Raw genomic sequence first — 19855 nt, 5'->3', positions numbered from 1 at the left:
ATGGAATTCGCAGGCAAGATCGTCGTCGTCACCGGCGCCGCCATGGGAATCGGCCGCGCCTGCGCCGAGGCGTTCCACGCCGCCGGCGCCACGGTCGTTCTGGCCGATATCGACCGAGAGCAAGGCGAGGCCGCCGCTGCCGCTCTCGGAGACCGCGCGCATTTCATCGCCACCGACGTGCGCGACATGGCCCAGATGGAGGCGATGGGCGCGCTGGCGGCCTCGCTGGGCGGCACCGACATCCTCGTGAACAACGCCGCCCGCGCGCTGGGCGGCGTCGTCGACGAGATCGAGGAAGCCGACTGGCAGGAGGTCATCGACACCAACCTCACCAGCGTCTGGCGCGGGATGAAGGTCTGCGTCCCCCAGATGCGCGCCAAGCGCGGGGGCGTGGTGGTCAACATGTCCTCCGCCCAGGCCTTCGCCGGGTTCAAGGGCTGGCCCGCCTATGCCGCCGCGAAGGGCGCGATCAACGCGCTGACCCGGCAGGCCGCCGTGGATCTCGCCCCCGCGGGCATCCGGGTGAACGCCGTGGCCCCGGGCACGATCCTGACGCCGCTCAACGAACAGGTCTTCGCCCGCCAGCCCGACGGCGGCGCCGCGCTCAAGGAGACCTGGAACAGGGCCCATCCCATCGGCCGCTTTGGCTACCCCGGAGAGGTTGCCGACGCCGTGCTCTACCTCGCCTCGGACCGCGCTTCCTTTGTGACCGGGGAAATCCTGCGCGTGGACGGCGGCCTGACCATAAGGGGCGAATGATGGCCGCCGTCGAGCTTCGCGACCTGCACAAGACATTCGGCGCCTATACGGCCCTCGAACGTCTGAACCTCGAGATCGAGGACGGCGAATTCCTCGTGCTGCTCGGCCCCTCGGGCTGCGGCAAGTCCACCACCATGCGCCTCATCGCGGGGCTGGAGGAGCCCAGCTCCGGCGACATCCTGATCGGCGGGAAGCGCGTCAACGACACACCGCCGCGCGACCGGGACCTCGCCATGGTGTTCCAGAACTACGCGCTCTACCCCCACATGACCGTGGCGGAGAACATCGGCTATCCCCTGAAGGTCGCCCGAGTGCCCCGCACGGCCCGCGCGGACCGCGTGCGCGCCGCCGCCGCCAAGGTGGAGATGGCGCACCTCCTCGACCGCCGTCCCGGGGAGCTGTCCGGTGGCCAGAGGCAGCGCGTGGCCCTCGCCCGCGCCATCGTCCGAACGCCGCGCCTCTTCCTGATGGACGAACCCCTGTCGAACCTGGACGCCAAGCTGCGCACGGTCATGCGCGCCGAGTTGCGCCACCTGCAGAAGGAACTGGCCACCACCACGATCTACGTCACCCACGACCAGGTGGAGGCGATGACCCTCGCCGACCGCATCGTCATCCTGAACGACGCGCGGATCCAGCAGATCGGCACGCCAAAGGAAGTCTACGAACGCCCCGCCAACACCTTCGTCGCGGGCTTCATCGGCGGGCCGCCCATGACGCTGATCCCCGGGACGGTGACGGCCGACCGCTTCACCCACGAGACCGGCGCGCTCGACCTGCCCGGTCAGCCCGACGGCCCTGCCATCATCGGAGCCCGTCCCGAGGATATCCGCGTGACGGCCCCCGGCGCGGGGGACCTTGATGGGACGGTCTTCTCCTCCGAGCTTCTGGGCGATGCGACGCTGCTGACCGTCCGCGTCGGGCCCGCTCTCGTGGCGGTCAAGGTCGGCCCAGACGACGGCCGCGACATGGACGCGCCCGTGGGGCTCTCCCTCGATCGCGCCAAACTCCACGTCTTCGACGGACAAACCGGCCAGAGGAGAGACTGATGCGCTACAGCTTTGCGACCGCAGAGACGACGCTCCTGCCGCCCGACAGGGCCCGCGTCTTCTTCGACGGCATCTTCGCGGACCCGAAACTGAGCCATCCCGAGGGGGTCGCCATCGGCCCCGACGGCTGGATCTGGGCCGGCAACCAGGACGGCGACATCTGCCGGGTCTCCCCCGACGGCCGGAGCTACGAGCGCGTGGCCAGCACGGGCGGCTTCGCGCTCGGCCTCGCCTTCCACGGCGAGCGCGCGCTCTTCGTCTGCGACCTGCGCCACGCCGCCGTCTTCCGCCTCGACCTCGCCACGCGCGAGATGGCCCGCTTCACCGAGCCGGGCATCCGCATTCCGAACTATCCGCTGGTGGATGCGGCGCGGGGCCGCCTGCTCGTGTCCGACAGCCATGCGCCCGATGCGCCCGGCCCCGGCATCTGGTCCTTCGACCTCGACACGGGCAAGGGCGGGCTCTGGTATGCGCAGGACCTCCGCTTCGCCAACGGCATCGCCATGCGCCCCGGCGAGGACGCGGTCTATGTCTGCGAGACCTTCGCCCCCGCCGTTACCCGCATCCCGATCCTGCCCGACGGAAGCGCGGGAGAGGCCACGCCCTTCGCCACGGATCTTCCCGGCCTGCCCGACGGCATCGCCTTCGACCGGAAGGGCAATCTCGTCGCCGGCTGCTACGAGCCGTCGCGCCTCCTCAGGATCACCCCCGATGGCGCCCGCTGCGACGTGCTGATCGAGGAGCCTACCGCCCATGTCTTCTGCCATCCCACCAACGTGGCCTTCGCCGGGGATCGTCTCTACACTGCCAACCTTGGCCGCTGGCACCTGACCGAGGTGGCCATGGACATCGGCGCAGACCCCCTCTGGCGCGCCTCCGCATGACCTATCTCGGCCTCACCTGGGACCACCCCCGCGGCTATGACGCGCTGGCCGAGGCCGCGCGGCGCGAGCCGCTTGTCCATTGGGAGAGACAGCCGCTCGAAGGGTTCGAAAGCGCCCCGATCACGGAGCTTGCCGCCGCCTACGACCTGCTGGTCCTCGACCACCCCCATATCGGCGAGGCGGTGGCCGAAGACTGCCTCGTGCCCCTCGAGGACCTGTTCCCGCCCGAGCGGATCGCCCAATGGCAAGAGCAGACCGTCGGCCCCGCCTTCGTCTCCTACCGCTGGGACGGCCGCCACTGGGCGCTGCCCCTCGACGTGGCGACGCAAGTGATGGCCCGCAGGCCCGACCGCCTCGCCGCCCCGCCCGCCACATGGGAGGAGGTCGAGGAGATCGCCCGCCGGCTTCCCGTCGCCCTCTCTCTCGCCGGCCCCCACGCCCTGCTGACGCTTCTGTCCATGGCGGCGGGGCAGGGCGCGCCGGTCGGAGGCGACGCCATGCTCCCCGACGCCCCGGCGCTCGAGGCCCTGTCGCGCATGGCCCGTCTCGCCGCCCTCGCGCCCGAGGGCAGCGACAGGCTCAACCCCATCAGCCTTCTGGAGACGATGGCCCGGACAGAGGACATTGCCTTTGTCCCCCTCGTCTTCGGCTATGTCACCTATTCCGGCCCGATCGCCTTCTCCGACACGATCCGCAGCGCCACGGGCAGGGGCGGCACCCTCGGCGGCACCGGCATCGCGGTGACCCGCCGCACCCGGCCGGACGCCGCGCTCCTCGCCCATCTCGCCTGGCTGATGTCGACCGAAACCCAGTCCGGCCTGATCCCCGGCCACAACGGCCAGCCCTCCGCCCGCGCCGCCTGGGACAGCGAAGCGGTCAACGCCGCCGCCGCGAATTTCTACGCCGACACCCGCGCCACGGCGGAAAAGGCGCTCCTGCGCCCCCGCTTCGACGGGATGCCCGCCTTCACCAACGCCGCCTCCGCACGCCTCCGCACGGCCCTCACGACGGGCGAAGACATTGAAACCACCCTCGCCGCCCTCCGCAGGCTCTGGCGCGACGCCCGCGCCCGCGCCCGGGGCGATCTCGACGACAGGACGGACCCATGACCGACAAGGCACTCTCCCACATCACCATTCTCGACTTCTCGCACCTTCTGCAGGGGCCCTTCGCCACCCAGCTCCTCGCCGACATGGGCGCCAACGTCATCAAGATCGAACGCCCCGGAAAAGGCGACCTCTTCCGCTCGCTCACCTTCCGCGACACCTGGCTCGGTGGCGAAAGTCCCAATTTCCTCGCCTGGAACCGCAACAAGCGCAGCCTCGCGCTGAACCTGAAATCCCCCGAGGCCCGCGCCGCCATCATGAAGCTCGCGGAAACGGCCGACGTCGTGGTGCAGAACTTCCGCCCGGGCGTCATGGCCCGCCTTGGCTACGGCTACGAGGATTTCCGCGCCGTGAACCCCCGGATCGTCTACTGCTCGGGCTCCGGATACGGCGAGGACGGCCCCTACGAGAACCGGCCCGGACAGGACATGCTGGTGCAGGGTCTCACTGGCATCATGGCGGCCACCGGGCAGGCCGATCATCCCCCGACCCCCGTGGGCGCGGGCTTCTCCGATCAGGTCGGGGCGATGAACATGGTCTACGGCATCCTCTCGGCGCTGCTCTGGCGCGAACGATCGGGCAAAGGGCAGGAGGTGAAGGTCAACCTGCTCGCAGGCATGCTCGCCCACCAGAACCAGGAAATGGTCATGGCGATGAACACCGGCGCCGATTTCGAGCGTCCCAACTCGGGCATCGGCCATCCCGGCATGGACGCCCCCTTCGGCACCTATCCCACGACGGACAGCTGGGTCACCATCGCCATGAGCCCCTATGCCACCCTCGTGGGCGTGCTCGGCAACGACGACCTCCTGCGCTTCGACGATCCCGAAACCCTCTTCGACCAGCGCGACGCCGTCTGGCGCGCCGTCGCCGCCGAGACCGGCAAATGGAGCACCGACGCCCTGATCGAGGCGCTGCTCGCCGCCGACATCTGGTGCGGCGAGGTCAAAAGCCATCTCGGCGCCGCCGCCGATCCCCAGGTGGCCCATCTCGGCCTGGTCACCTCCTACGAGCATCCGCGCGCAGGCACGGTGAAGGTGATCGGCCCCGCCGTCGGCATGAGCGCGACACCTCCCGCCATCTCCCGTCCGGCGCCTCTGGTGGGCGAACATACCCGCGAGATCCTGGCCAGCGCAGGCTATACCGAAAGCGAGATCGACGACCTCCTCGCCGAGGGAGCTGCCGGCGTGCCCGGATGACAGCGCCTGCCGCTCGATGGGAGACATCCCGCTCCGGATTGCATCCGGCCGGAAAGGCGCGACCGTCTCCCGCAGGCCGGTCGCCTCGCATGGCCACTTGACGAGGGCAGGTGCCGCGGTCTCGACCACGCCCCGCAGGAGACGCCGACCCTCAGTCGGGCACGTTGTCGATGCCCGAGCCGCCCCAGGGATGGCAGCGTCCGATCCTGCGCAGGGTGAGCCAGCCGCCCTTGAGCGCGCCGTGCTTTTCCAGCGCCTCCATGGCGTAGGCCGAGCAGGTGGGCTGGTAGCGGCAGGAATGGCCGACCCAGGGGCTCAGCAGAAGGCGGTAGGCCCGGACCGGCAGCGACAGGACCCAGGCGCCGGGCGTCACCGGTGGACCTCCGCGAGCGCGGCGCGCAGATCGGCGCGCATGTGCTCGAAGGGACGGCGGGCCGTGGTCTCCCGGCGGCCGATCAGGACATAATCCCAGCCGGGGCGCCCGTGCCCGGGCAACTCAAGCCGGGCGATCTCGCGCAGGCGGCGTTTCGCCCGGTTCCGCGCCACCGCGTTGCCGACCTTCTTCGAGCAGGTGAACCCGGCGCGCATGGGCTCTTCGGGCGCCGAACGGTCCCGGGCCTGGAGGACGAAGCCACCCGCATGGACAACCCGGCCCCGCGCGGCGCGGAGGAAATCCGCCCTCTGGGTCAGGCGTTCGACGGGGCGGGCACGCAAAGAGACCGCGCGGAACTCCTCCCGGGCGGTCTCGGTCTCGCAGGCCGTCGGGGTGGCATCCACCCCGGCGCGGCTCAGGCGCAGAGCGACTTGCGGCCGCGGGCGCGGCGGGCGTTCAGCACCTTGCGGCCGCCCTTGGTCGCCATGCGCGCGCGAAAGCCGTGCCGGTTCTTGCGAACCCGGTTCGAAGGTTGAAACGTGCGCTTCATCGCGTCTCTCCATTCCTCTTGGGCACACCGGCGCCGGATCGCACCGCACATGCCGAAATCCCGAAGCCCGCCGGATAGACGCGGCAGGCTGCCCTGTCAACGTGTGAAGGACCGCCGGATGCTGCAACATTCCGGCGGCAAGGACCGTTCCGGTGTTACAGCTTCCGCGACGACACCCCGTTTTCCCCCGGTTTCGCCCCCGTTCCCATCAAGGCGGCGCGAGGGGGGTAGAGCCGGCGGAGCGACGGGTCCATGTCTGCCTCGACGATCCCGTTCAGCCTGAGCCGCCGAAAGCCATGACCGACATGCCCTCCTCCTCTTCCGCCTCGCCGCTCCTGAAGCGCCTGCCGCTTCTCGCAGTGCTCGCCGCCGCGATCCTCGGCGCGGTGTTCCTGCGCGACGTGATCAGCTTCGAGACCCTGGCGGAAAACCGGGAGCGGCTCATCGCCTTCCGCGATGCGCATTACCTGCCCACGGTGCTGGCCTTCATGGGAGCCTATGTGGCGATCGTGGCCTTCTCGCTGCCCGGTGCGACCGTGGCCACGCTCACGGGCGGCTTTCTCTTCGCCACCTTCCCGGGCGCGCTCATCAACGTGACCGCGGCGACCATCGGCGCCATGGGCATCTTCCTCGCCGCGCGCTGGGGGCTGGGCGAACGGCTCTCGGCCCGGATGGACGCCTCCGAAGGCATGGTCAAACGCATCAAGGCCGGCATCGACGAGAACCAGTGGTCGATGCTCTTTCTCATCCGCCTCGTGCCGGCCGTCCCCTTCTTCGTGGCGAATCTCGTGCCCGCCTTCATGGGTGTGCCGCTCTGGCGATTCGCGGTGACGACGTTCCTCGGGATCATCCCCGGCGCGGTGGTCTTCACCTCGGTCGGCGCCGGTCTCGGCGAGGTCTTCGCCCGGGGCGAGACGCCGGACCTCGGCATCCTCTTCGAGCCCCGGGTGATCTGGCCCATCGTCGGCCTCTGCGTGCTCGCCGCCCTCCCCATCCTGCTGAAGGCCGTCCGCGGCCGGAAAGGCATCTGAGCCATGTTCGACAAGACCGACCCCGCACCCGGCACCGACACGGCCGACATCCCCGTCACCCGGCGCATCGAGACAGACATCTGCATCGTCGGTGCGGGCTCGGGCGGGCTCTCGGTTGCCGCCGGAGCCGCGCAGATGGGCGCGCGCACGGTGCTGATCGAGAGCCACAAGATGGGCGGCGACTGCCTCAACTACGGCTGCGTGCCGTCGAAGGCCCTGATCGCCAGCGCGAAACAGGCCCATGCCATGGGCACGGGCCGCCCCTTTGGCGTGACCCCCGCCGAAGCCCGGGTGGACTACGCCGCCGCAAAGGACCATGTGGCAGAAGTGATCGCGGGCATCGCGCCCCATGACAGCCAGGAGCGGTTCGAGAGCCTCGGCGTCGAGGTGATCCGCGACTACGCCCGCTTCATCTCGCGGCAGGAGGTGCAGGCCGGGGGGACGGTGGTGCGCGCCCGGCGCTTCGTCATCGCCACCGGCTCGGGGCCGCTGGTGCCGCCGATCCCGGGCCTCGACGCGGTGCCCTACCTGACCAACGAGACGATCTTCGACCTGCGCGAGCGGCCCGGGCACCTCGTCGTCATCGGCGGCGGCAACATCGGCATCGAGATGGCCCAGGCCCATGCCCGCCTCGGCTCGAAGGTCACTGTGATCGAGGGCGCGAGGGCGCTGGGCAAGGACGATCCGGAGCTCGCCGCGCTCGTGCTGGACCGCCTCCGCGCCGAGGGGGTGGAGATCGTTGAGGGCGAGCAGGTCGAGCGTGTCACCGCCGAGGGCGGCGTCACCGTCCATACCGGCAACCGCAGCGTCACCGGCTCGCATCTCCTGGTGGCCGTGGGCCGCAAGGTGAAGGTCGACGGGCTCGGTCTCGACAAGGCCGGCGTGGCCCATGACCGGAAGGGCGTGAAGGTGGGCGCCGACCTGCGCTCGAAGACCAACCGCCGGGTCTATGCCGTGGGCGATGCCGCGGGCGGGCTCCAGTTCACCCACCTTGCGGGCTATCACGCGGGCATCGTGGTGCGGTCGGCCGTGCTGGGCCTGCCGGCGAAGGCGCGGACCGACCATATCCCCTGGGCCACCTACACGGACCCCGAACTGGCGCAGGTCGGCCTGACCGAGGCCGAGGCGCGGAAGAGGCACGGCGCGCGCCTGACCGTGGTGCGCGCCGCCTATGCCGAGAACGACCGCGCCCGCGCCGAGGGCCGCACCGATGGCCTTCTGAAGGTCATGGTCGTCCGCGGCCGGCCCGTGGGCGCTTCCATGGCCGGCCCGATGGCCGGCGAGCTCATCGGCACATGGGCCATGGCCATCGCCAACGGGATGAAGATGCAGGCCATTTCCGGCACCGTTTTGCCCTATCCGACGATGGGAGAGATTCACAAACGCGCCGCGGGTGCCTATTTTGGTCCGAAGCTCTTCGAGAGCGATCTCGTCAAGAGGGTTGTCCGGCTGGTCCAGCGCTGGCTGCCCTGACACCCGGGGAGGCCTGACCCTGTGAACTCGCTGAGCGGGCGGTTCCTGATCCTGACGGTGCTCTTCGTCATGCTGGCGGAGGTGCTGATCTTCGTTCCGTCGGTGGCGCGCTTCCGCGAGGATTACCTGCTCCAGCGGCTGGAGCGGGCGCAGCTCGCCTCCCTCGCACTCCTCGCCGACGACATGCTCTCGCCCGAACTCGAGAGAGAGCTTCTCGACAATGCCGACGTGCTCAACGTGGTGCTCCGGCGCGACGAGGTGCGCCAGCTGATCCTGTCCTCGCCGATCCCGGGCCACATCGACGCCACCTACGATCTGCGTGACGCGAGCGGCTGGGTCCTCATCCGCGACGCCATGATGCGCCTGCTGGATTCGCAGCAGCGCATCATCCGCGTGATCGGCGAGCCGGTGCGGGAAGGCGGCGAACTGATCGAGGTGACGCTCGATTCGGCCCCGCTGCGGACGGCCATGATCGACTACGGGCTGCGCATCCTCGCCCTCTCGGCGATCATTTCGTCGCTGACCGCCGCGCTGCTCTTCTTCGCGGTGCGGGCGATCCTCGTGAAACCGATCAAGACGGTGGTGGCCTCCATGCAGCGCTACGCCGAGGCGCCCGAGGACGCGCGCCGCATCATCACCCCGACCGCGGGCGTTCGCGAGCTGCGCGAGGCGGAGGACGCGCTCGCCTCCATGCAGACGGAGCTGACCGCGGCCCTGCGCCAGAAGGACCGGTTGGCGCAGCTCGGTGTCGCCGTCTCGAAGATCAGCCACGACCTGCGCAACATCCTCACCTCCGCGCAGCTCTTCACCGACAGGCTGGAGGATTCCGACGACCCGCTGGTCAAACGCATGGCCCCGAAGCTCGTCAATTCCATCACCCGTGCCGTGACCCTCTGCGAGACCACCCTGGCTTTCGGCCGGGTCGAGGAGCCGACACCGGCAATGAGTCGGGTGAACCTCGCCCAGTTCGTGTCCGACGTGATCGACAGCGAACGTCTCGCGGCGGGGGAGCACGACCTCAGCTTTTCCGAGGACATTCCCGCGACCTTTACGCTGCGCGCCGATCCCGAGCAGCTCTACCGCGTTCTGTCGAACCTCGTGCGGAACGCGCGGCAGGCCATCGTCGCCACGGGGGAGCCCGGCGAGATCTGCCTCTCCGCCGGAGAGGATGACGACGCCTGGTGGATCACCGTGACCGACACCGGCCCCGGCCTGCCGCCGCGCGCGCAGGAGCATCTCTTCAAGCCGTTCCAGGGCGGGGCGCGCAAGGGCGGCTCGGGCCTGGGCCTCGTGATCTCGCAGGAGCTGATCCGCGGCCACGGCGGGGTGCTCGACCTGCGCCACACCGGGCCGGGAGGGACCCAGTTCATGATCCGCCTTCCCAAGGATCACGCGAGCCTCGCCGCCTGACAGCCCCCTTGCATCCCCGATCCCCGGGCGATACATCCGCCTCACCCGCGCGCTGGTAGCTCAGTTGGATAGAGTACCTGACTACGAATCAGGGGGTCGGGGGTTCGAATCCTCCCCAGCGCGCCATACTCCCCCGTGATCCGCCTCGATGAGCCGACGCCGGTCCTTGCCGAGCGTCGTTGATCCTCGTCGCCGGATCCGGTGCGCGAGTGGCAAGGCAGGCCCGCGAGGAGGGACTGGCGCAAGCCGACGAGCCTTCCTCGATGCGAAGCAACGTGGCCGGCATCGCAGGTCCGGCAGGGTCTGCGGCGATCCTCCGGCCGCTGCCGTCGTTTGCCTGGAGCCGACCTGTCCTGTAGTCTCGCCCCCGATCCTCTGCTCCGGGAAGGACCCTTGCCGATGACCGCCATCCGCCGCCGCAGCCTGCTTCTCGGCCTCGCCGCCTCCGCCGCGGCGCTTCCGCTGGGCGCCGTCGCGGCGCCGGCGCTCCCGCCGATGCATGTGCTGAAGGACCCGAACTGCGGCTGCTGCGACGCCTGGGTGGCGATCCTGCGCGAGGACGGCTTCGCGATCACGATCGAAGAGGTGCCCCCCGCCGAGATGATGCGCCGCAAGCTCGAGGCGCGCATTCCCCGGGCGCTGGTCTCCTGTCATACCGGGCTGATCGACGGTTACGCCATCGAGGGCCACGTTCCGCCCGCGGACATCCGCCGCCTGCTGGCCGAGCGCCCCCAGGCCATCGGTCTCAGCGTTCCGGGGATGCCTTTCGGCTCTCCCGGCATGGGGCCCGAGGACCGGCGCGACGCCTATGAGGTCGTGCTGATCGGCCCTGGCGGCACGTCCTCGGTCTTCGCGAGTTACGCCGCCGCCTGACGCGCCCCTTGACCCGCCGCCGCCCTGCCGCTCCAAATCGGGGCCGAGGGAGGACGCCATGGAAGTACGTCTCGACGGCCGCGCGGTGGTGATCACCGGCGCGGCCAGCGGTATCGGCGCAGCGATCGCGGCAGAAGCGGCACGGGCCGGCGGACGCCTCTGCCTGACGGATATCGACGACGCCGGACTGTCCGGCGTGGCTGCAGAACTTTCCGCCCTCGGCGCGGAGATCGCGACCGTCGTTGCCGATCTGTCGGACGCCGCCGCCCCCGCCCGGGTCGCGGCCGATGCCCGCGCTCGCTTCGGCCGGATCGACGGGCTGGTGAACGCGGCGGGCCTGACCACCCGGGCCGGTCTGGCCGACGCCATGCCCGAGACCTGGGATCACCTCTTCGCGGTCAACGGTCGCGCGCCCTTCTTCCTGATGCAGGAGGCCGTGCGCGACATGCGCGCGCGCGGCGCGGCGGGCTCGATCGTCAACATCCTGTCGGTCAACGCCCATGTGGGGCTGCCCGATCTCGCGGTCTATTCGGGCAGCAAGGGCGCGCTCTCCACCCTGACGAAGAACGCCGCCAATGCGCACATGGCCGACCTGATCCGTGTGAACGGAATCAACCTCGGCTGGGTCGCCACCGAGGCCGAGCACCACATGCAGTCCGTCGTCCTGGGCAAGGGGCCGGACTGGCTGGCCGAAGCCGCCGCGACCCGGCCCGCGGGCCGCCTGGTGGAGGCCGGCGAGGCGGGGCGGCTGGCGGTCTGGCTTCTGTCCGACGCGTCGCGGCCGATGACGGGCATGGCGCTCGACCTGGAATACTGGGTGGCGGGCTCGCCGCCATGACAGCGCCGCCCGCCGACTACGAGGCCCTGCGCGCGGCGCTGAAGGCCCGGCAGGGCGGGCTCAGCCCGCGCCTCGCACAGGTCGCGCAATTCTGCCTCAACCATCCCGAGGAGGTCGCCGTCAGCGGCATCGCCGCGCTCGCCCGCGCCGCAGAGGTGCCGCCCGTCACCGTCACCCGCTTCGCCAAGGAGATGGGGTTTGCCGGATTTGCCGACCTCCAGGCCGTGTTCCGCGAGCGCCTGCTCGGCCCGCGTCCCGGCTTTGCCGAGCGGGTGGGCGCCCTGACGGACCGAGGTGCCGCGCCCCTCGCCGATTCGGATCTCGACAGTCCCGACCGGGTCTTCACGCGCTTCGTCGAGGCCGCGGTGACCTCCCTCGTCCGCATAGAGGAGACGCTCGACCGCGCCGCGCTCTCCGCCTGTGTCGCGACCCTGGCCGAGGCTCCCGCCGTCCATGTCGCCGCCGCGCGCGGGGCGTTCGGGATCGGCGCCTATGCGCTCTACGGTCTTGCCGGGGTGGGCAAACGCGCGCATCTCCTCGACAATCTCGGCGCCATGCGCGCCGAACAGGTCGCCGCCATGGGGCCGGGCGACGCGGCCCTCGTCCTGACCTTCGACGACTACACGCCCGAGACCGTGGAAACCGCCCGCCGCGCGGCGGAGGCCGGGCACCCCGTCATCGCCATCACCGACAACGAGCTCAGCCCCGTGGCGCCGCTCGCCACCCATGTCGTCTATGTGCCCGAGGCCCGTCTCGGGCATTTCCGCAGCCAGGTGCCTGCCCTCGTCGTCACGCAATCGCTGATCGTCAGCCTCGGCCGCAGGCTGGGAACGGATGCGATTAACCAAAAGTCCACCGACTGAAAATCCTGTTGCATCGGGGTCGGGTCCGGCTCAGGATCGGGCGCAGGAGGAGACATGACCGCAACCGCGCACTTCGATTTTTCGGGGTCCGAGGTGCTGGTGATCGGCGCAAGCCGGGCCGGCATCGGCGCCGCCATCGCCCGCGCCTTCCAGGACGCCGGCGCCTCCGTCACCATCACCGGCGCCGAGGACGCGCCCGCCGAGGCGGATCGCGACCGCTTTCCCTACCGCCGCCTCGACGTGCGCGACACGCCGGCGGTGGAGGCGCTGGCCGCCGGTTTCCCCGAACTCGACGTACTGGTGAACTGCGCCGCCATCACCCGGCGCGGCGAGGAGATGGCCCCGGACTTCTTCTCCACGGTGGTGGACATCAACCTCACCGGCAGCTTCCGCACCGCCGCCGCGCTCCGGCCCGCGCTGGCCGCGCGCCGCGGCCGCATCGTCAACCTCGCCTCGATGTACGCCCGTTTCGGCAGCCCGCAGAACCCGGCCTACGGCGCCTCCAAGGCCGCCGTCGAGCAGCTCACCAGGTCGCTCGCCATCGCCTGGGCGCCCGATGGCATCCGCGTGAACGCCATCGCCCCCGGCTTCATCGTGACAGAGCAATCCGCCCGGTCCCGCCAGTCGCCCGACCATGTGGCCAGCGTCACCGCCCGGACTCCCGCCGCCCGCTGGGGCGAGCCCGAGGACATCGTCGGGACCGCGCTTTTCCTCGCGTCAGACGCCTCCGCTTTCCTGACCGGGACCTGTATCGCCGTTGACGGGGGCTATTCGGTTGTCTGAGTGTGGTCGGCAGAAGATCCCGGGTACGGGGCAAGGGAGGTAACATGGCGCATGTGTCCGAACTCGGCGTCGCCGTCATCGGCACCGGTTTCATCGGCGGCGTGCACACTTGGGCGATCCGCCGCCTCGGCGCGCAGCTGCGCGGCGTGCTGGGCTCGAGCCCGGAGCGCGGGGCCGAAGGCGCCCGCGCCATGGGCGCGCCCAGGGCCTATGGCAGCCTCGAGGAGATCATCGCCGACCCTTCTGTCGATATCGTCCACGTCACCTCGCCAAACCACGCCCATTACGCGCAGGTGAAGGCGCTCCTCGAGGGCGGCAAGCACGTCGTCTGCGAAAAGCCCCTGTCGATGACCTCCGCCGAATCCGCCGAGATGGTGGAGATCGCCCGCAAGGCCGGCAAGGTCGCCGCCGTCTGCTACAACATCCGCTTCTATCCGCTGAACCAGCACGCGCACCGCATGGTGGCCGACGGCGGCATCGGCCGCACCCGCTTCGTCACCGGCCATTACCACCAGGACTGGCTGGCGAAGGAGACCGACTGGAACTGGCGCCTCCTGCCCGAGGCGGGCGGCGCCCTGCGCGCGGTGGGCGACATCGGCACCCATTGGGTGGACCTCACCAGCTTCATCCTTGGCGAGAAGCCCGCCGAGGTTCTGGCCGAACTCACAACCTTCCTGCCGGAGCGCCGGCGCCCCGCCGGTCCCGTCGCCACCTTCTCCGCCGCGGCGGGAGAGACGATCCCCACCCATATCGAAACGGACGACACCGCCCAGATCCTGCTGCGCTATCCCTCAGGCGCGCGCGGCACGGTAACGATCAGCCAGGTCAACATCGGCCGCAAGAACTCGCTCCTGTGGGACATCGCCGGGTCCGATACCTCCGCCTCGTGGTATTCGGAAACGCCCGACCACCTCTTCATCGGGCACCGCGACGCGCCGAACCAGATCCTGCAGCGCGACTTCGGCCTGATGAACGCCACGGGCACCGCCGCTGCGAGCCTGCCGCCGGGCCATGTGGAGGGCTTCGCCGACACGTTCTTCGCCCTCTTCCGGCAGGTCTACGGCGATGTTCTCGCGGGTGGACGGCAGGCCGGCTCCACCTGGGCCACCTTCGAGGACGGCCATTTCGAAATGCTCTTCTGCGAGGCCGTGCTGGAAAGCGCGAAGTCCTCGTCCTGGGTCAAGATCGGATAGGAGACGACATGAAACTGGGCCTTCTGACCGTTCCCTTCGAGGACTGGACGCTGGAACAGGTCGCCGACTGGACGGCGAGCGCCGACATGACCGCGCTCGAGGTCGCCTGCTGGCCGCGGTCGGGCGGCGAGAAGCGGCGCTATGCCGGCACCAGCCATATCGACGTCGAAAACCTCTCCGACGGAGAGGCCGGCGAGATCAGGGACATGCTCGGGGGGAAGGGGATCGAGATATCCGGCCTCGGCTATTACCCGAACCCGCTGCATCAGGACGAGGCGGTGCGCGAGGCGTCGCTGTCGCACCTCAAGCTGGTGATCGCAGCCGCGCCGAAGCTCGGCGTCTCGGTCGTCAACACCTTCATGGGCGGCCAGCGCGACCTCAATCTCGACGAGAACTGGGCGCGGGCGGAACGGATTTTCCCCGACATCGTGGCCCATGCCCGCGATCATGGCGTGACGCTCTGCTTCGAGAACTGCCCGATGATCTTCAGCCATGACGAATGGCCGGGCGGACACAACATCGCATACTCGCCCAGGACCTGGCGGCGCATCTTCGACAAATGGCCGGAGGGCGTGGGGATGAACTACGATCCCTCGCACCTCGTCTGGCAGATGATCGACCAGACCCGGTTCATCAAGGAATTCGGGTCCAGGATCGCCCATGCCCATGCCAAGGACCTCGAGATAGACCGGGACGGTCTCTACGAGAACGGCATCATGTCGGCCGGCATGGGCTGGCAGATTCCGCGTCTCTGCGGCCTCGGGGACGTCGACTGGTCGGAGGTCTTCGGCGGGCTCTACCGGATCGGCTACGACGGGCCGATGATCATCGAGCACGAGGACCGGATGTTCGAGGGATCGGACGAAAAGGTCATGCGGGGCTTCCTGCTCGCGCGGGATGTCCTCGCTCCATACGTCAAGTGAGGCGCTAGAGAAGACCAATCCATAGGGAGGATATCAATGAAGCGCATTCTGTATACGGCCGCCGCGATGGCGCTCGTCGCCGGGACGGCCCATGCCCAGGACTACACCATGGGCATCTCCAACACCGTCCAGGGCAACGGCTGGCGCGAGGAGATGATCTGCGCGATGAAGGCCCAGGCCGCCGACAGCGGCATGGTCGAGAGCCTGAACATCGCCCACCGCAACACCGATGCCGCGGGCCAGCTCGAGGATCTGCGCAACCTGATCGAGGCCGGGGTGGATGCCATCGTGCTGAACCCCGCCAGCCCCGACGCGCTGAACTCCGCCATCGAGGAAGCCGCCGAACGCGACATCGTCGTGGTTGCCGTCGACCAGGGCGTGGGGGCGGAGGCCGCCTATGTCGTCTCCAACAACCAGGAGGAATACGGCTACATCGGCGCCAAGTGGCTCTTCGAGGAACTCGGCGGATCGGGTGACGTGGTCTACATGCGCGGCGCCGCCGGTGCCGCCGCCGACGACGACCGCAACGCGGGCTTCCAGCGCGCGCTGGAGGAGCACCCCGACATCAACGTGGTGCACGAGGTCTTCACCGGCTGGCAGCAGGACCAGGGCAAGCAGCAGATCCTCGACTTCATCTCGACGGGCATTCCCTTCGACGGCGTCTGGACCTCCGGCATCGACAACGTGATCGTCGACGCCTTCCTCGAGTCTGGCACCCCGCTGGTGCCGATCGTGGGCGCCGACAACGCGGGCTTCGTCCAGCAGCTCGCCACGGTCGACGGCCTCGTCGGGGCCGCGGTGACCAACCCCGGCTCCATCGGCGGAGCGGGCGTGGCGGTGGCCCTCGACATCCTCGAGGGCAATCCGCCCGAGGATCGCATCGTGCTCGTCCAGCCCGAGATCTGGGCGAACAACACCGAGGAGGGCATGGCCAACATCGAGGCGGCGCAGAACCCGAACCTCGACCCCGAATGGCCGGTCTCGGTGACCATCCCCGGCTTCACCACCTACACGATGGAAGAGATCATCGCCTGCAACGGCCCCGGCGAAAGCTGAGGCAACGACGCCGCCCCGGACCCGGTCCGGGGCGGCACTCGCCCGTCGGGCGGTGCACGGGTTGTGCACGCGCTGTGCACGCCCTGCATCACGGAGGTTTCGAGCGGAATGACGCCCCAACCGGTCCTCGACGCTTCCGGCGTCGCGAAGCGTTTCGGCGCGGTCACCGCCCTGTCCGACGCCGCGCTGACGGTGCATGCAGGCGAGGTCGTGGCCCTGATGGGCGCCAACGGCGCGGGCAAGTCGACCTTCGTCAAGATCCTGACAGGTGCCCTGAAACGCGACGCGGGAACCGTCCGCATCGACGGGACCGACAGCACGATCTCCTCGCCCGCAGCCGCCCGCCGCGCGGGAATCGTGCCCGTTTATCAGGAGCCTGCGCTGATCCCGGACCTCACTGTCCGCGACAACCTGCGCCTCGGCGATACGCCGGTGGACCCGTTCCTGCACTGGACTCGCGAGCTTGGCATCGAGTCGCTGGACCTGTCCGAGACGGCCGGACGCCTGCCGCTCGCGACCCTGCGTATCCTCGATCTCGCCCGCGCCCTCGCCGCGGAACCGAAGGTGCTGATGCTCGATGAAATGACCGCCGCGCTGCCCACGAACCTCGTGGAGCGCGTCCTGAAAACCGTGCGATATCAGGCAGATAACGGAATAGCCGTCATCTACATCAGCCACCGCTTCACCGAGATCGCCCAGCTCTGCGACCGCGCCTCTGTCCTGCGCGACGGCCATACCGTGGGCGACGTGCCCATCGAGCCGGGCGTCGAGGACCGCATCGTGGAGATGATGCTGGGGACCGCGTTGACGTCGTCGGAACCCGCCCCGCGCGGGGCCGAAGCCCGGCCTGCGGGGAAGCCGCGGCTGAGGGCGAGGGGGCTGGCAGCGGGCACGGCCCTCGAGGACGTGAGCTTCGATCTGCACCCGGGCGAGGTTCTGGGCGTTGTCGCGCTGGAAGGGCAGGGGCAGGACGAACTCTTTGACATTCTTGCAGGTTTCCGCCCCGCCGACCGTGGGACGCTGGAGGTGGACGGCGCGCCGCGCCGCTTCCGCCACCCTGCCGACGCCATCGCCGCGGGCCTGACCTACGTCCCCGGCGACCGCGCCCATGCCCTGCTCGCGGGCCGGTCCGTGCGGGAGAACATCGCCCTGCCGCTGACCGCCCGCATGGGCCGCTGGGGGCCCATCGGGATGCGCGCCGAGGCCGAGAAGGTCGCCGCGGCCATCGAGCGGCTTCAGATCGACACCCGCGCCCAGGGCGAGGTGCAGAGGCTCTCCGGCGGCAACCAGCAGAAGGTCACCATCGGCCGATGGCTCGCGAAAGGTGTTGAAACCCTTCTGCTTTTCGATCCCACCCGCGGCATCGACGTCCGCACCAAGGGCCAGATCTACCCGCTCGTCCGCGAGCTGGCAGACCAGGGCGCCGCGGTCCTGTTCTACACCTCCGAACTCGAGGAGGTGCGCCGCGCCTGCGACCGCGCCGTCGTCATCTTCAAGGGCCGCGTGGTCGAGGTGATCGAGGCCGCGGAGGCCACCGACGAACGCCTGATGCGCGCCGCCTACGGACTGCAGACATCCGAGGGCGCCGCATGATCCGCGTCCTTCGCAACCAGGCCTGGGTCCTGGGCCTCGTCGGGCTCTTGTTCGCGCTCGCCCTTGTGACCAAGGCGATCCAGCCGACCTACAGCGCCTCCGGCTTCGAGAGCCTCGCCCGTGCGGCGCTGCCCTTCGCCTTCGCCACGGCGGGCATGGCGGTGGCGATCCTCGTGGGCGGCATCGACCTTTCAGTGGCCTCCATGATGGCCGTGGCCTCGGTCACCGCCGCCGTGCTGATGGAGGGCGCAGGGGTGGGCACTTCCATCGGGGTCGTCTTCCTGGTGCTGGGGATCGGCCTTGCCATGGGGGCGATCAACGGCGCGCTGATCGTGGTGACGAAGGTGCCCGACATCGTCGTGACGCTCGCCATGCTCTATGTCTGGGAGGGCGTTGCCCTGCTGATCCTGAACGCCCCGGGCGGGCAGGTGGCCCCCTGGCTGCAGCAACTGATCCGCGGATCGGTGCTTCCCTGGGTGCCCAATGCCCTGATCCTCGCCGTCGTGGGTGTCGCCATCGTCTGGGTTCCGATCCGCCGGTCGAAACTGGGCCTCGCGATCTATGCGGTGGGCTCTGACCCGCTCGCGGCCTACCGCTCGGGCGTGAACATCGCGGGCACCCGGATCGCGGCCTACGCGATCTGCGGGCTCTTCTCGGCAATGGGCGGGCTAACGCTGGCCATGTCCACCGGCATCGGAGAGCCGATCCCCGGACCCTACCTTCTGGCCGCCGTCGCGGCCGCGGTGCTGGGCGGCGTGGTACTGGGCGGCGGGATCGGGGGCCTCGTCGGCCCGCTGCTGGCGGTGCTGATCCTGCGGCTGGTCCGGCAGGACCTGACGCTGGCTTCGGTCGACCCGAACGTGACCACCATCGTCGAGGGCACGATCATGGTGGGCGTCGTCATGCTGGGCGGCATTCTCGCCCTGCGGAGCAGGCGGTCATGAGCGCGCTTGCCCGCATAGGCCGGTTCCTCGGGGACAACCCCGTGATCCCGCTCCTGATCCTGCTGGCGCTGCTCGTGGGCGTGCTGGAGTTCATGCGCCCCGGCATCCTCAACGAGCGCTGGATCGGCAACACGGTGAAGTTCGCGATCCCGCTGGCGATGCTCGCGGCCTGCCAGACCTTCACCATGTATACCGGCGGGATCGACCTTTCGGCGGGCGTGGTGGCCACTGTTTCGGCCTTCGTCATGGCTACGCTGGTGCCCGTCGTGGGGACCGGCCCCGCCATCCTGCTGGCGCTGATCCCCGCGCTTCTGATCGGGCTGGTAAACGGCATCGGCGTGGCCTTCGCCAACGTGCACCCGCTCATCATGTCGCTGGGCACGGGCCTGATCGGCACGGGATGCCTGCAGGTCTACCAGCGCTTCGTCATCGCCACGGGGTCCGAGGTGCCGCCCTTCCTGACTTGGCTCGGCACCGGCGTGACCTGGGGCTTTCCCAACTCGCTGCTGATCTTCGTGCCCTTCGCGGCGCTGCTGATCTACGCCCAGAGCCGCACCGGCTTTGGCCGCGCGCTCTATGCCATCGGCTCGAACAAGGAGGCGGCGCGGCTCTCGGGCGTCCGCGCCTGGCAGGTCTACCTGCTGCTCTACACGCTGTCGGGGCTGGTCGCGGGCATCGCGGGGCTGCTCTACGTCGGCCTCATCCGCGCGCCGTCGCTGAGCCTCGTGAACCCGCTCCTGTTGCCCTCGGTCGCTGCCGCGGTGATTGGCGGCACCTCCATCTTCGGCGGGCGCGGCAGCTATGCGGGCACCATCGTCGGCGCGCTGATCCTGCGGGTGCTCGACACGCTTCTGACGCTCATGCGGATGCCCGAGGGGATGCGCGTGCTGCTCTTCGGGCTGATCATCCTCGTCGTCACCGCCATCTACGTCCGCCTGACGGACCGCTAGCCAGG

Annotated in this window: 21 protein-coding genes and 1 tRNA gene; 19 read left to right on the top strand and 3 right to left on the bottom strand. The window is 69.7% G+C overall.

Translation table 11 applies throughout. The features are described from left to right. The 5 genes from EAT49_RS09760 to EAT49_RS09740 are packed head-to-tail and all read left to right on the top strand — an operon-like array spanning position 1 to position 4997. Positions 1-759 carry an SDR family NAD(P)-dependent oxidoreductase gene (locus tag EAT49_RS09760; RefSeq protein WP_221181452.1) on the top strand — a complete coding sequence of 253 codons (759 nt, stop codon included), beginning with the start codon at positions 1-3 and terminating at the stop codon, positions 757-759. After that, the gene (locus EAT49_RS09755; RefSeq protein WP_281274726.1) at positions 756-1808 is read left to right on the top strand and encodes an ABC transporter ATP-binding protein; all 1053 of its coding nucleotides are present in this window, start codon (positions 756-758) and stop codon (positions 1806-1808) included. Before EAT49_RS09760 ends, EAT49_RS09755 begins: the two co-directional genes overlap by 4 nt. Beyond that, positions 1808-2692, top strand: a complete 885-nt coding sequence (locus EAT49_RS09750) for an SMP-30/gluconolactonase/LRE family protein (RefSeq protein WP_123642127.1) — start codon at positions 1808-1810, stop codon at positions 2690-2692. Before EAT49_RS09755 ends, EAT49_RS09750 begins: the two co-directional genes overlap by 1 nt. Further along, positions 2689-3801, top strand: coding sequence for an extracellular solute-binding protein (locus tag EAT49_RS09745; RefSeq protein WP_123642126.1), 1113 nt, complete (start codon positions 2689-2691; stop codon positions 3799-3801). Before EAT49_RS09750 ends, EAT49_RS09745 begins: the two co-directional genes overlap by 4 nt. Next, a complete protein-coding gene (locus EAT49_RS09740) occupies positions 3798-4997 on the top strand; it encodes a CaiB/BaiF CoA transferase family protein (RefSeq protein WP_123642125.1) in 1200 nt (399 codons plus the stop codon). The genes EAT49_RS09745 and EAT49_RS09740 overlap by 4 nt, the downstream gene beginning before the upstream one ends. Positions 4998-5148: 151 nt before the next feature. Here the strand turns inward: EAT49_RS09740 and yidD are convergent, their stop codons facing one another. From yidD to rpmH, 3 genes are read right to left on the bottom strand one after another with little or no spacing between them, the layout of a single operon-like run. Next, positions 5149-5370 (bottom strand): membrane protein insertion efficiency factor YidD, encoded by a 222-nt coding sequence (yidD, locus tag EAT49_RS09735; protein WP_123642124.1) that lies wholly within the window; start codon positions 5368-5370, stop codon positions 5149-5151. Then, a complete protein-coding gene (gene rnpA, locus EAT49_RS09730) occupies positions 5367-5774 on the bottom strand; it encodes a ribonuclease P protein component (protein ID WP_123642123.1) in 408 nt (135 codons plus the stop codon). Before rnpA ends, yidD begins: the two co-directional genes overlap by 4 nt. Before the next feature lie 11 nt (positions 5775-5785). Beyond that, positions 5786-5920 (bottom strand): 50S ribosomal protein L34, encoded by a 135-nt coding sequence (rpmH, locus tag EAT49_RS09725; protein ID WP_123642122.1) that lies wholly within the window; start codon positions 5918-5920, stop codon positions 5786-5788. Positions 5921-6216: 296 nt separating this feature from the next. On the opposite strand from rpmH, the gene EAT49_RS09720 reads away from it, so the two are divergent. The 14 genes from EAT49_RS09720 to EAT49_RS09655 all read left to right on the top strand — a co-directional run bounded on the left by EAT49_RS09720 (position 6217) and on the right by EAT49_RS09655 (position 19850). Next, positions 6217-6951, top strand: a complete 735-nt coding sequence (locus EAT49_RS09720; protein WP_123642121.1) for a TVP38/TMEM64 family protein — start codon at positions 6217-6219, stop codon at positions 6949-6951. Positions 6952-6954: 3 nt separating this feature from the next. Next, positions 6955-8424, top strand: coding sequence for a dihydrolipoyl dehydrogenase family protein (locus tag EAT49_RS09715; protein WP_123642120.1), 1470 nt, complete (start codon positions 6955-6957; stop codon positions 8422-8424). A gap of 69 nt (positions 8425-8493) precedes the next feature. Beyond that, the gene (locus EAT49_RS09710) at positions 8494-9834 is read left to right on the top strand and encodes a sensor histidine kinase (protein WP_123642324.1); all 1341 of its coding nucleotides are present in this window, start codon (positions 8494-8496) and stop codon (positions 9832-9834) included. A 49-nt stretch (positions 9835-9883) separates the two neighbouring features. Beyond that, a tRNA-Arg gene (locus tag EAT49_RS09705) sits at positions 9884-9960 on the top strand. A 273-nt stretch (positions 9961-10233) separates the two neighbouring features. Further along, positions 10234-10707 carry a DUF411 domain-containing protein gene (locus EAT49_RS09700; RefSeq protein ID WP_123642119.1) on the top strand — a complete coding sequence of 158 codons (474 nt, stop codon included), beginning with the start codon at positions 10234-10236 and terminating at the stop codon, positions 10705-10707. Between the two features lie 58 nt (positions 10708-10765). Next, complete coding sequence (locus EAT49_RS09695) at positions 10766-11545, top strand: oxidoreductase (RefSeq protein WP_123642118.1); 780 nt, start codon at positions 10766-10768, stop codon at positions 11543-11545. Continuing rightward, a complete protein-coding gene (locus EAT49_RS09690; RefSeq protein ID WP_123642117.1) occupies positions 11542-12408 on the top strand; it encodes a MurR/RpiR family transcriptional regulator in 867 nt (288 codons plus the stop codon). Before EAT49_RS09695 ends, EAT49_RS09690 begins: the two co-directional genes overlap by 4 nt. A gap of 54 nt (positions 12409-12462) precedes the next feature. Continuing rightward, positions 12463-13191 (top strand): SDR family NAD(P)-dependent oxidoreductase, encoded by a 729-nt coding sequence (locus EAT49_RS09685; protein ID WP_123642116.1) that lies wholly within the window; start codon positions 12463-12465, stop codon positions 13189-13191. 44 nt (positions 13192-13235) lie between these two features. Next, a complete protein-coding gene (locus tag EAT49_RS09680; protein ID WP_123642115.1) occupies positions 13236-14384 on the top strand; it encodes a Gfo/Idh/MocA family protein in 1149 nt (382 codons plus the stop codon). Between the two features lie 8 nt (positions 14385-14392). Continuing rightward, positions 14393-15307 carry a sugar phosphate isomerase/epimerase family protein gene (locus EAT49_RS09675; RefSeq protein WP_123642114.1) on the top strand — a complete coding sequence of 305 codons (915 nt, stop codon included), beginning with the start codon at positions 14393-14395 and terminating at the stop codon, positions 15305-15307. Positions 15308-15343: 36 nt separating this feature from the next. Continuing rightward, positions 15344-16363, top strand: coding sequence for a substrate-binding domain-containing protein (locus tag EAT49_RS09670; RefSeq protein ID WP_123642113.1), 1020 nt, complete (start codon positions 15344-15346; stop codon positions 16361-16363). Positions 16364-16471: 108 nt separating this feature from the next. After that, a complete protein-coding gene (locus EAT49_RS09665) occupies positions 16472-17956 on the top strand; it encodes a sugar ABC transporter ATP-binding protein (RefSeq protein ID WP_123642112.1) in 1485 nt (494 codons plus the stop codon). Beyond that, positions 17953-18900 (top strand): ABC transporter permease, encoded by a 948-nt coding sequence (locus EAT49_RS09660; RefSeq protein ID WP_123642111.1) that lies wholly within the window; start codon positions 17953-17955, stop codon positions 18898-18900. The genes EAT49_RS09665 and EAT49_RS09660 overlap by 4 nt, the downstream gene beginning before the upstream one ends. Further along, the gene (locus EAT49_RS09655; RefSeq protein ID WP_123642110.1) at positions 18897-19850 is read left to right on the top strand and encodes an ABC transporter permease; all 954 of its coding nucleotides are present in this window, start codon (positions 18897-18899) and stop codon (positions 19848-19850) included. The genes EAT49_RS09660 and EAT49_RS09655 overlap by 4 nt, the downstream gene beginning before the upstream one ends. The last annotated feature ends 5 nt before the right edge of the window (positions 19851-19855 follow it).

This window comes from Histidinibacterium lentulum (genome assembly GCF_003789055.1).
GTDB classification, from domain to species: Bacteria; Pseudomonadota; Alphaproteobacteria; order Rhodobacterales; family Rhodobacteraceae; genus Oceanicola; species Oceanicola lentulus.
The sequence above is the reverse complement of the archived record's forward strand: the minus strand, read 5'-3'. Positions and strand labels throughout refer to the sequence as shown.

What these genes read in the sequence shown, in the direction of transcription:
- EAT49_RS09760 (WP_221181452.1), top strand. Translation starts at nt 1, where the DNA reads ATGGAATTCGCAGGCAAGATCGTCGTCGTCACCGGCGCCGCCATGGGA.
- EAT49_RS09755 (WP_281274726.1), top strand. Translation starts at nt 756, where the DNA reads ATGATGGCCGCCGTCGAGCTTCGCGACCTGCACAAGACATTCGGCGCC.
- EAT49_RS09750 (WP_123642127.1), top strand. Translation starts at nt 1,808, where the DNA reads ATGCGCTACAGCTTTGCGACCGCAGAGACGACGCTCCTGCCGCCCGAC.
- EAT49_RS09745 (WP_123642126.1), top strand. Translation starts at nt 2,689, where the DNA reads ATGACCTATCTCGGCCTCACCTGGGACCACCCCCGCGGCTATGACGCG.
- EAT49_RS09740 (WP_123642125.1), top strand. Translation starts at nt 3,798, where the DNA reads ATGACCGACAAGGCACTCTCCCACATCACCATTCTCGACTTCTCGCAC.
- rpmH (WP_123642122.1), bottom strand. Translation starts at nt 5,920, where the DNA reads ATGAAGCGCACGTTTCAACCTTCGAACCGGGTTCGCAAGAACCGGCAC.
- EAT49_RS09720 (WP_123642121.1), top strand. Translation starts at nt 6,217, where the DNA reads ATGACCGACATGCCCTCCTCCTCTTCCGCCTCGCCGCTCCTGAAGCGC.
- EAT49_RS09715 (WP_123642120.1), top strand. Translation starts at nt 6,955, where the DNA reads ATGTTCGACAAGACCGACCCCGCACCCGGCACCGACACGGCCGACATC.
- EAT49_RS09710 (WP_123642324.1), top strand. Translation starts at nt 8,494, where the DNA reads ATGCTGGCGGAGGTGCTGATCTTCGTTCCGTCGGTGGCGCGCTTCCGC.
- EAT49_RS09700 (WP_123642119.1), top strand. Translation starts at nt 10,234, where the DNA reads ATGACCGCCATCCGCCGCCGCAGCCTGCTTCTCGGCCTCGCCGCCTCC.
- EAT49_RS09695 (WP_123642118.1), top strand. Translation starts at nt 10,766, where the DNA reads ATGGAAGTACGTCTCGACGGCCGCGCGGTGGTGATCACCGGCGCGGCC.
- EAT49_RS09690 (WP_123642117.1), top strand. Translation starts at nt 11,542, where the DNA reads ATGACAGCGCCGCCCGCCGACTACGAGGCCCTGCGCGCGGCGCTGAAG.
- EAT49_RS09685 (WP_123642116.1), top strand. Translation starts at nt 12,463, where the DNA reads ATGACCGCAACCGCGCACTTCGATTTTTCGGGGTCCGAGGTGCTGGTG.
- EAT49_RS09680 (WP_123642115.1), top strand. Translation starts at nt 13,236, where the DNA reads ATGGCGCATGTGTCCGAACTCGGCGTCGCCGTCATCGGCACCGGTTTC.
- EAT49_RS09675 (WP_123642114.1), top strand. Translation starts at nt 14,393, where the DNA reads ATGAAACTGGGCCTTCTGACCGTTCCCTTCGAGGACTGGACGCTGGAA.
- EAT49_RS09670 (WP_123642113.1), top strand. Translation starts at nt 15,344, where the DNA reads ATGAAGCGCATTCTGTATACGGCCGCCGCGATGGCGCTCGTCGCCGGG.
- EAT49_RS09665 (WP_123642112.1), top strand. Translation starts at nt 16,472, where the DNA reads ATGACGCCCCAACCGGTCCTCGACGCTTCCGGCGTCGCGAAGCGTTTC.
- EAT49_RS09660 (WP_123642111.1), top strand. Translation starts at nt 17,953, where the DNA reads ATGATCCGCGTCCTTCGCAACCAGGCCTGGGTCCTGGGCCTCGTCGGG.
- EAT49_RS09655 (WP_123642110.1), top strand. Translation starts at nt 18,897, where the DNA reads ATGAGCGCGCTTGCCCGCATAGGCCGGTTCCTCGGGGACAACCCCGTG.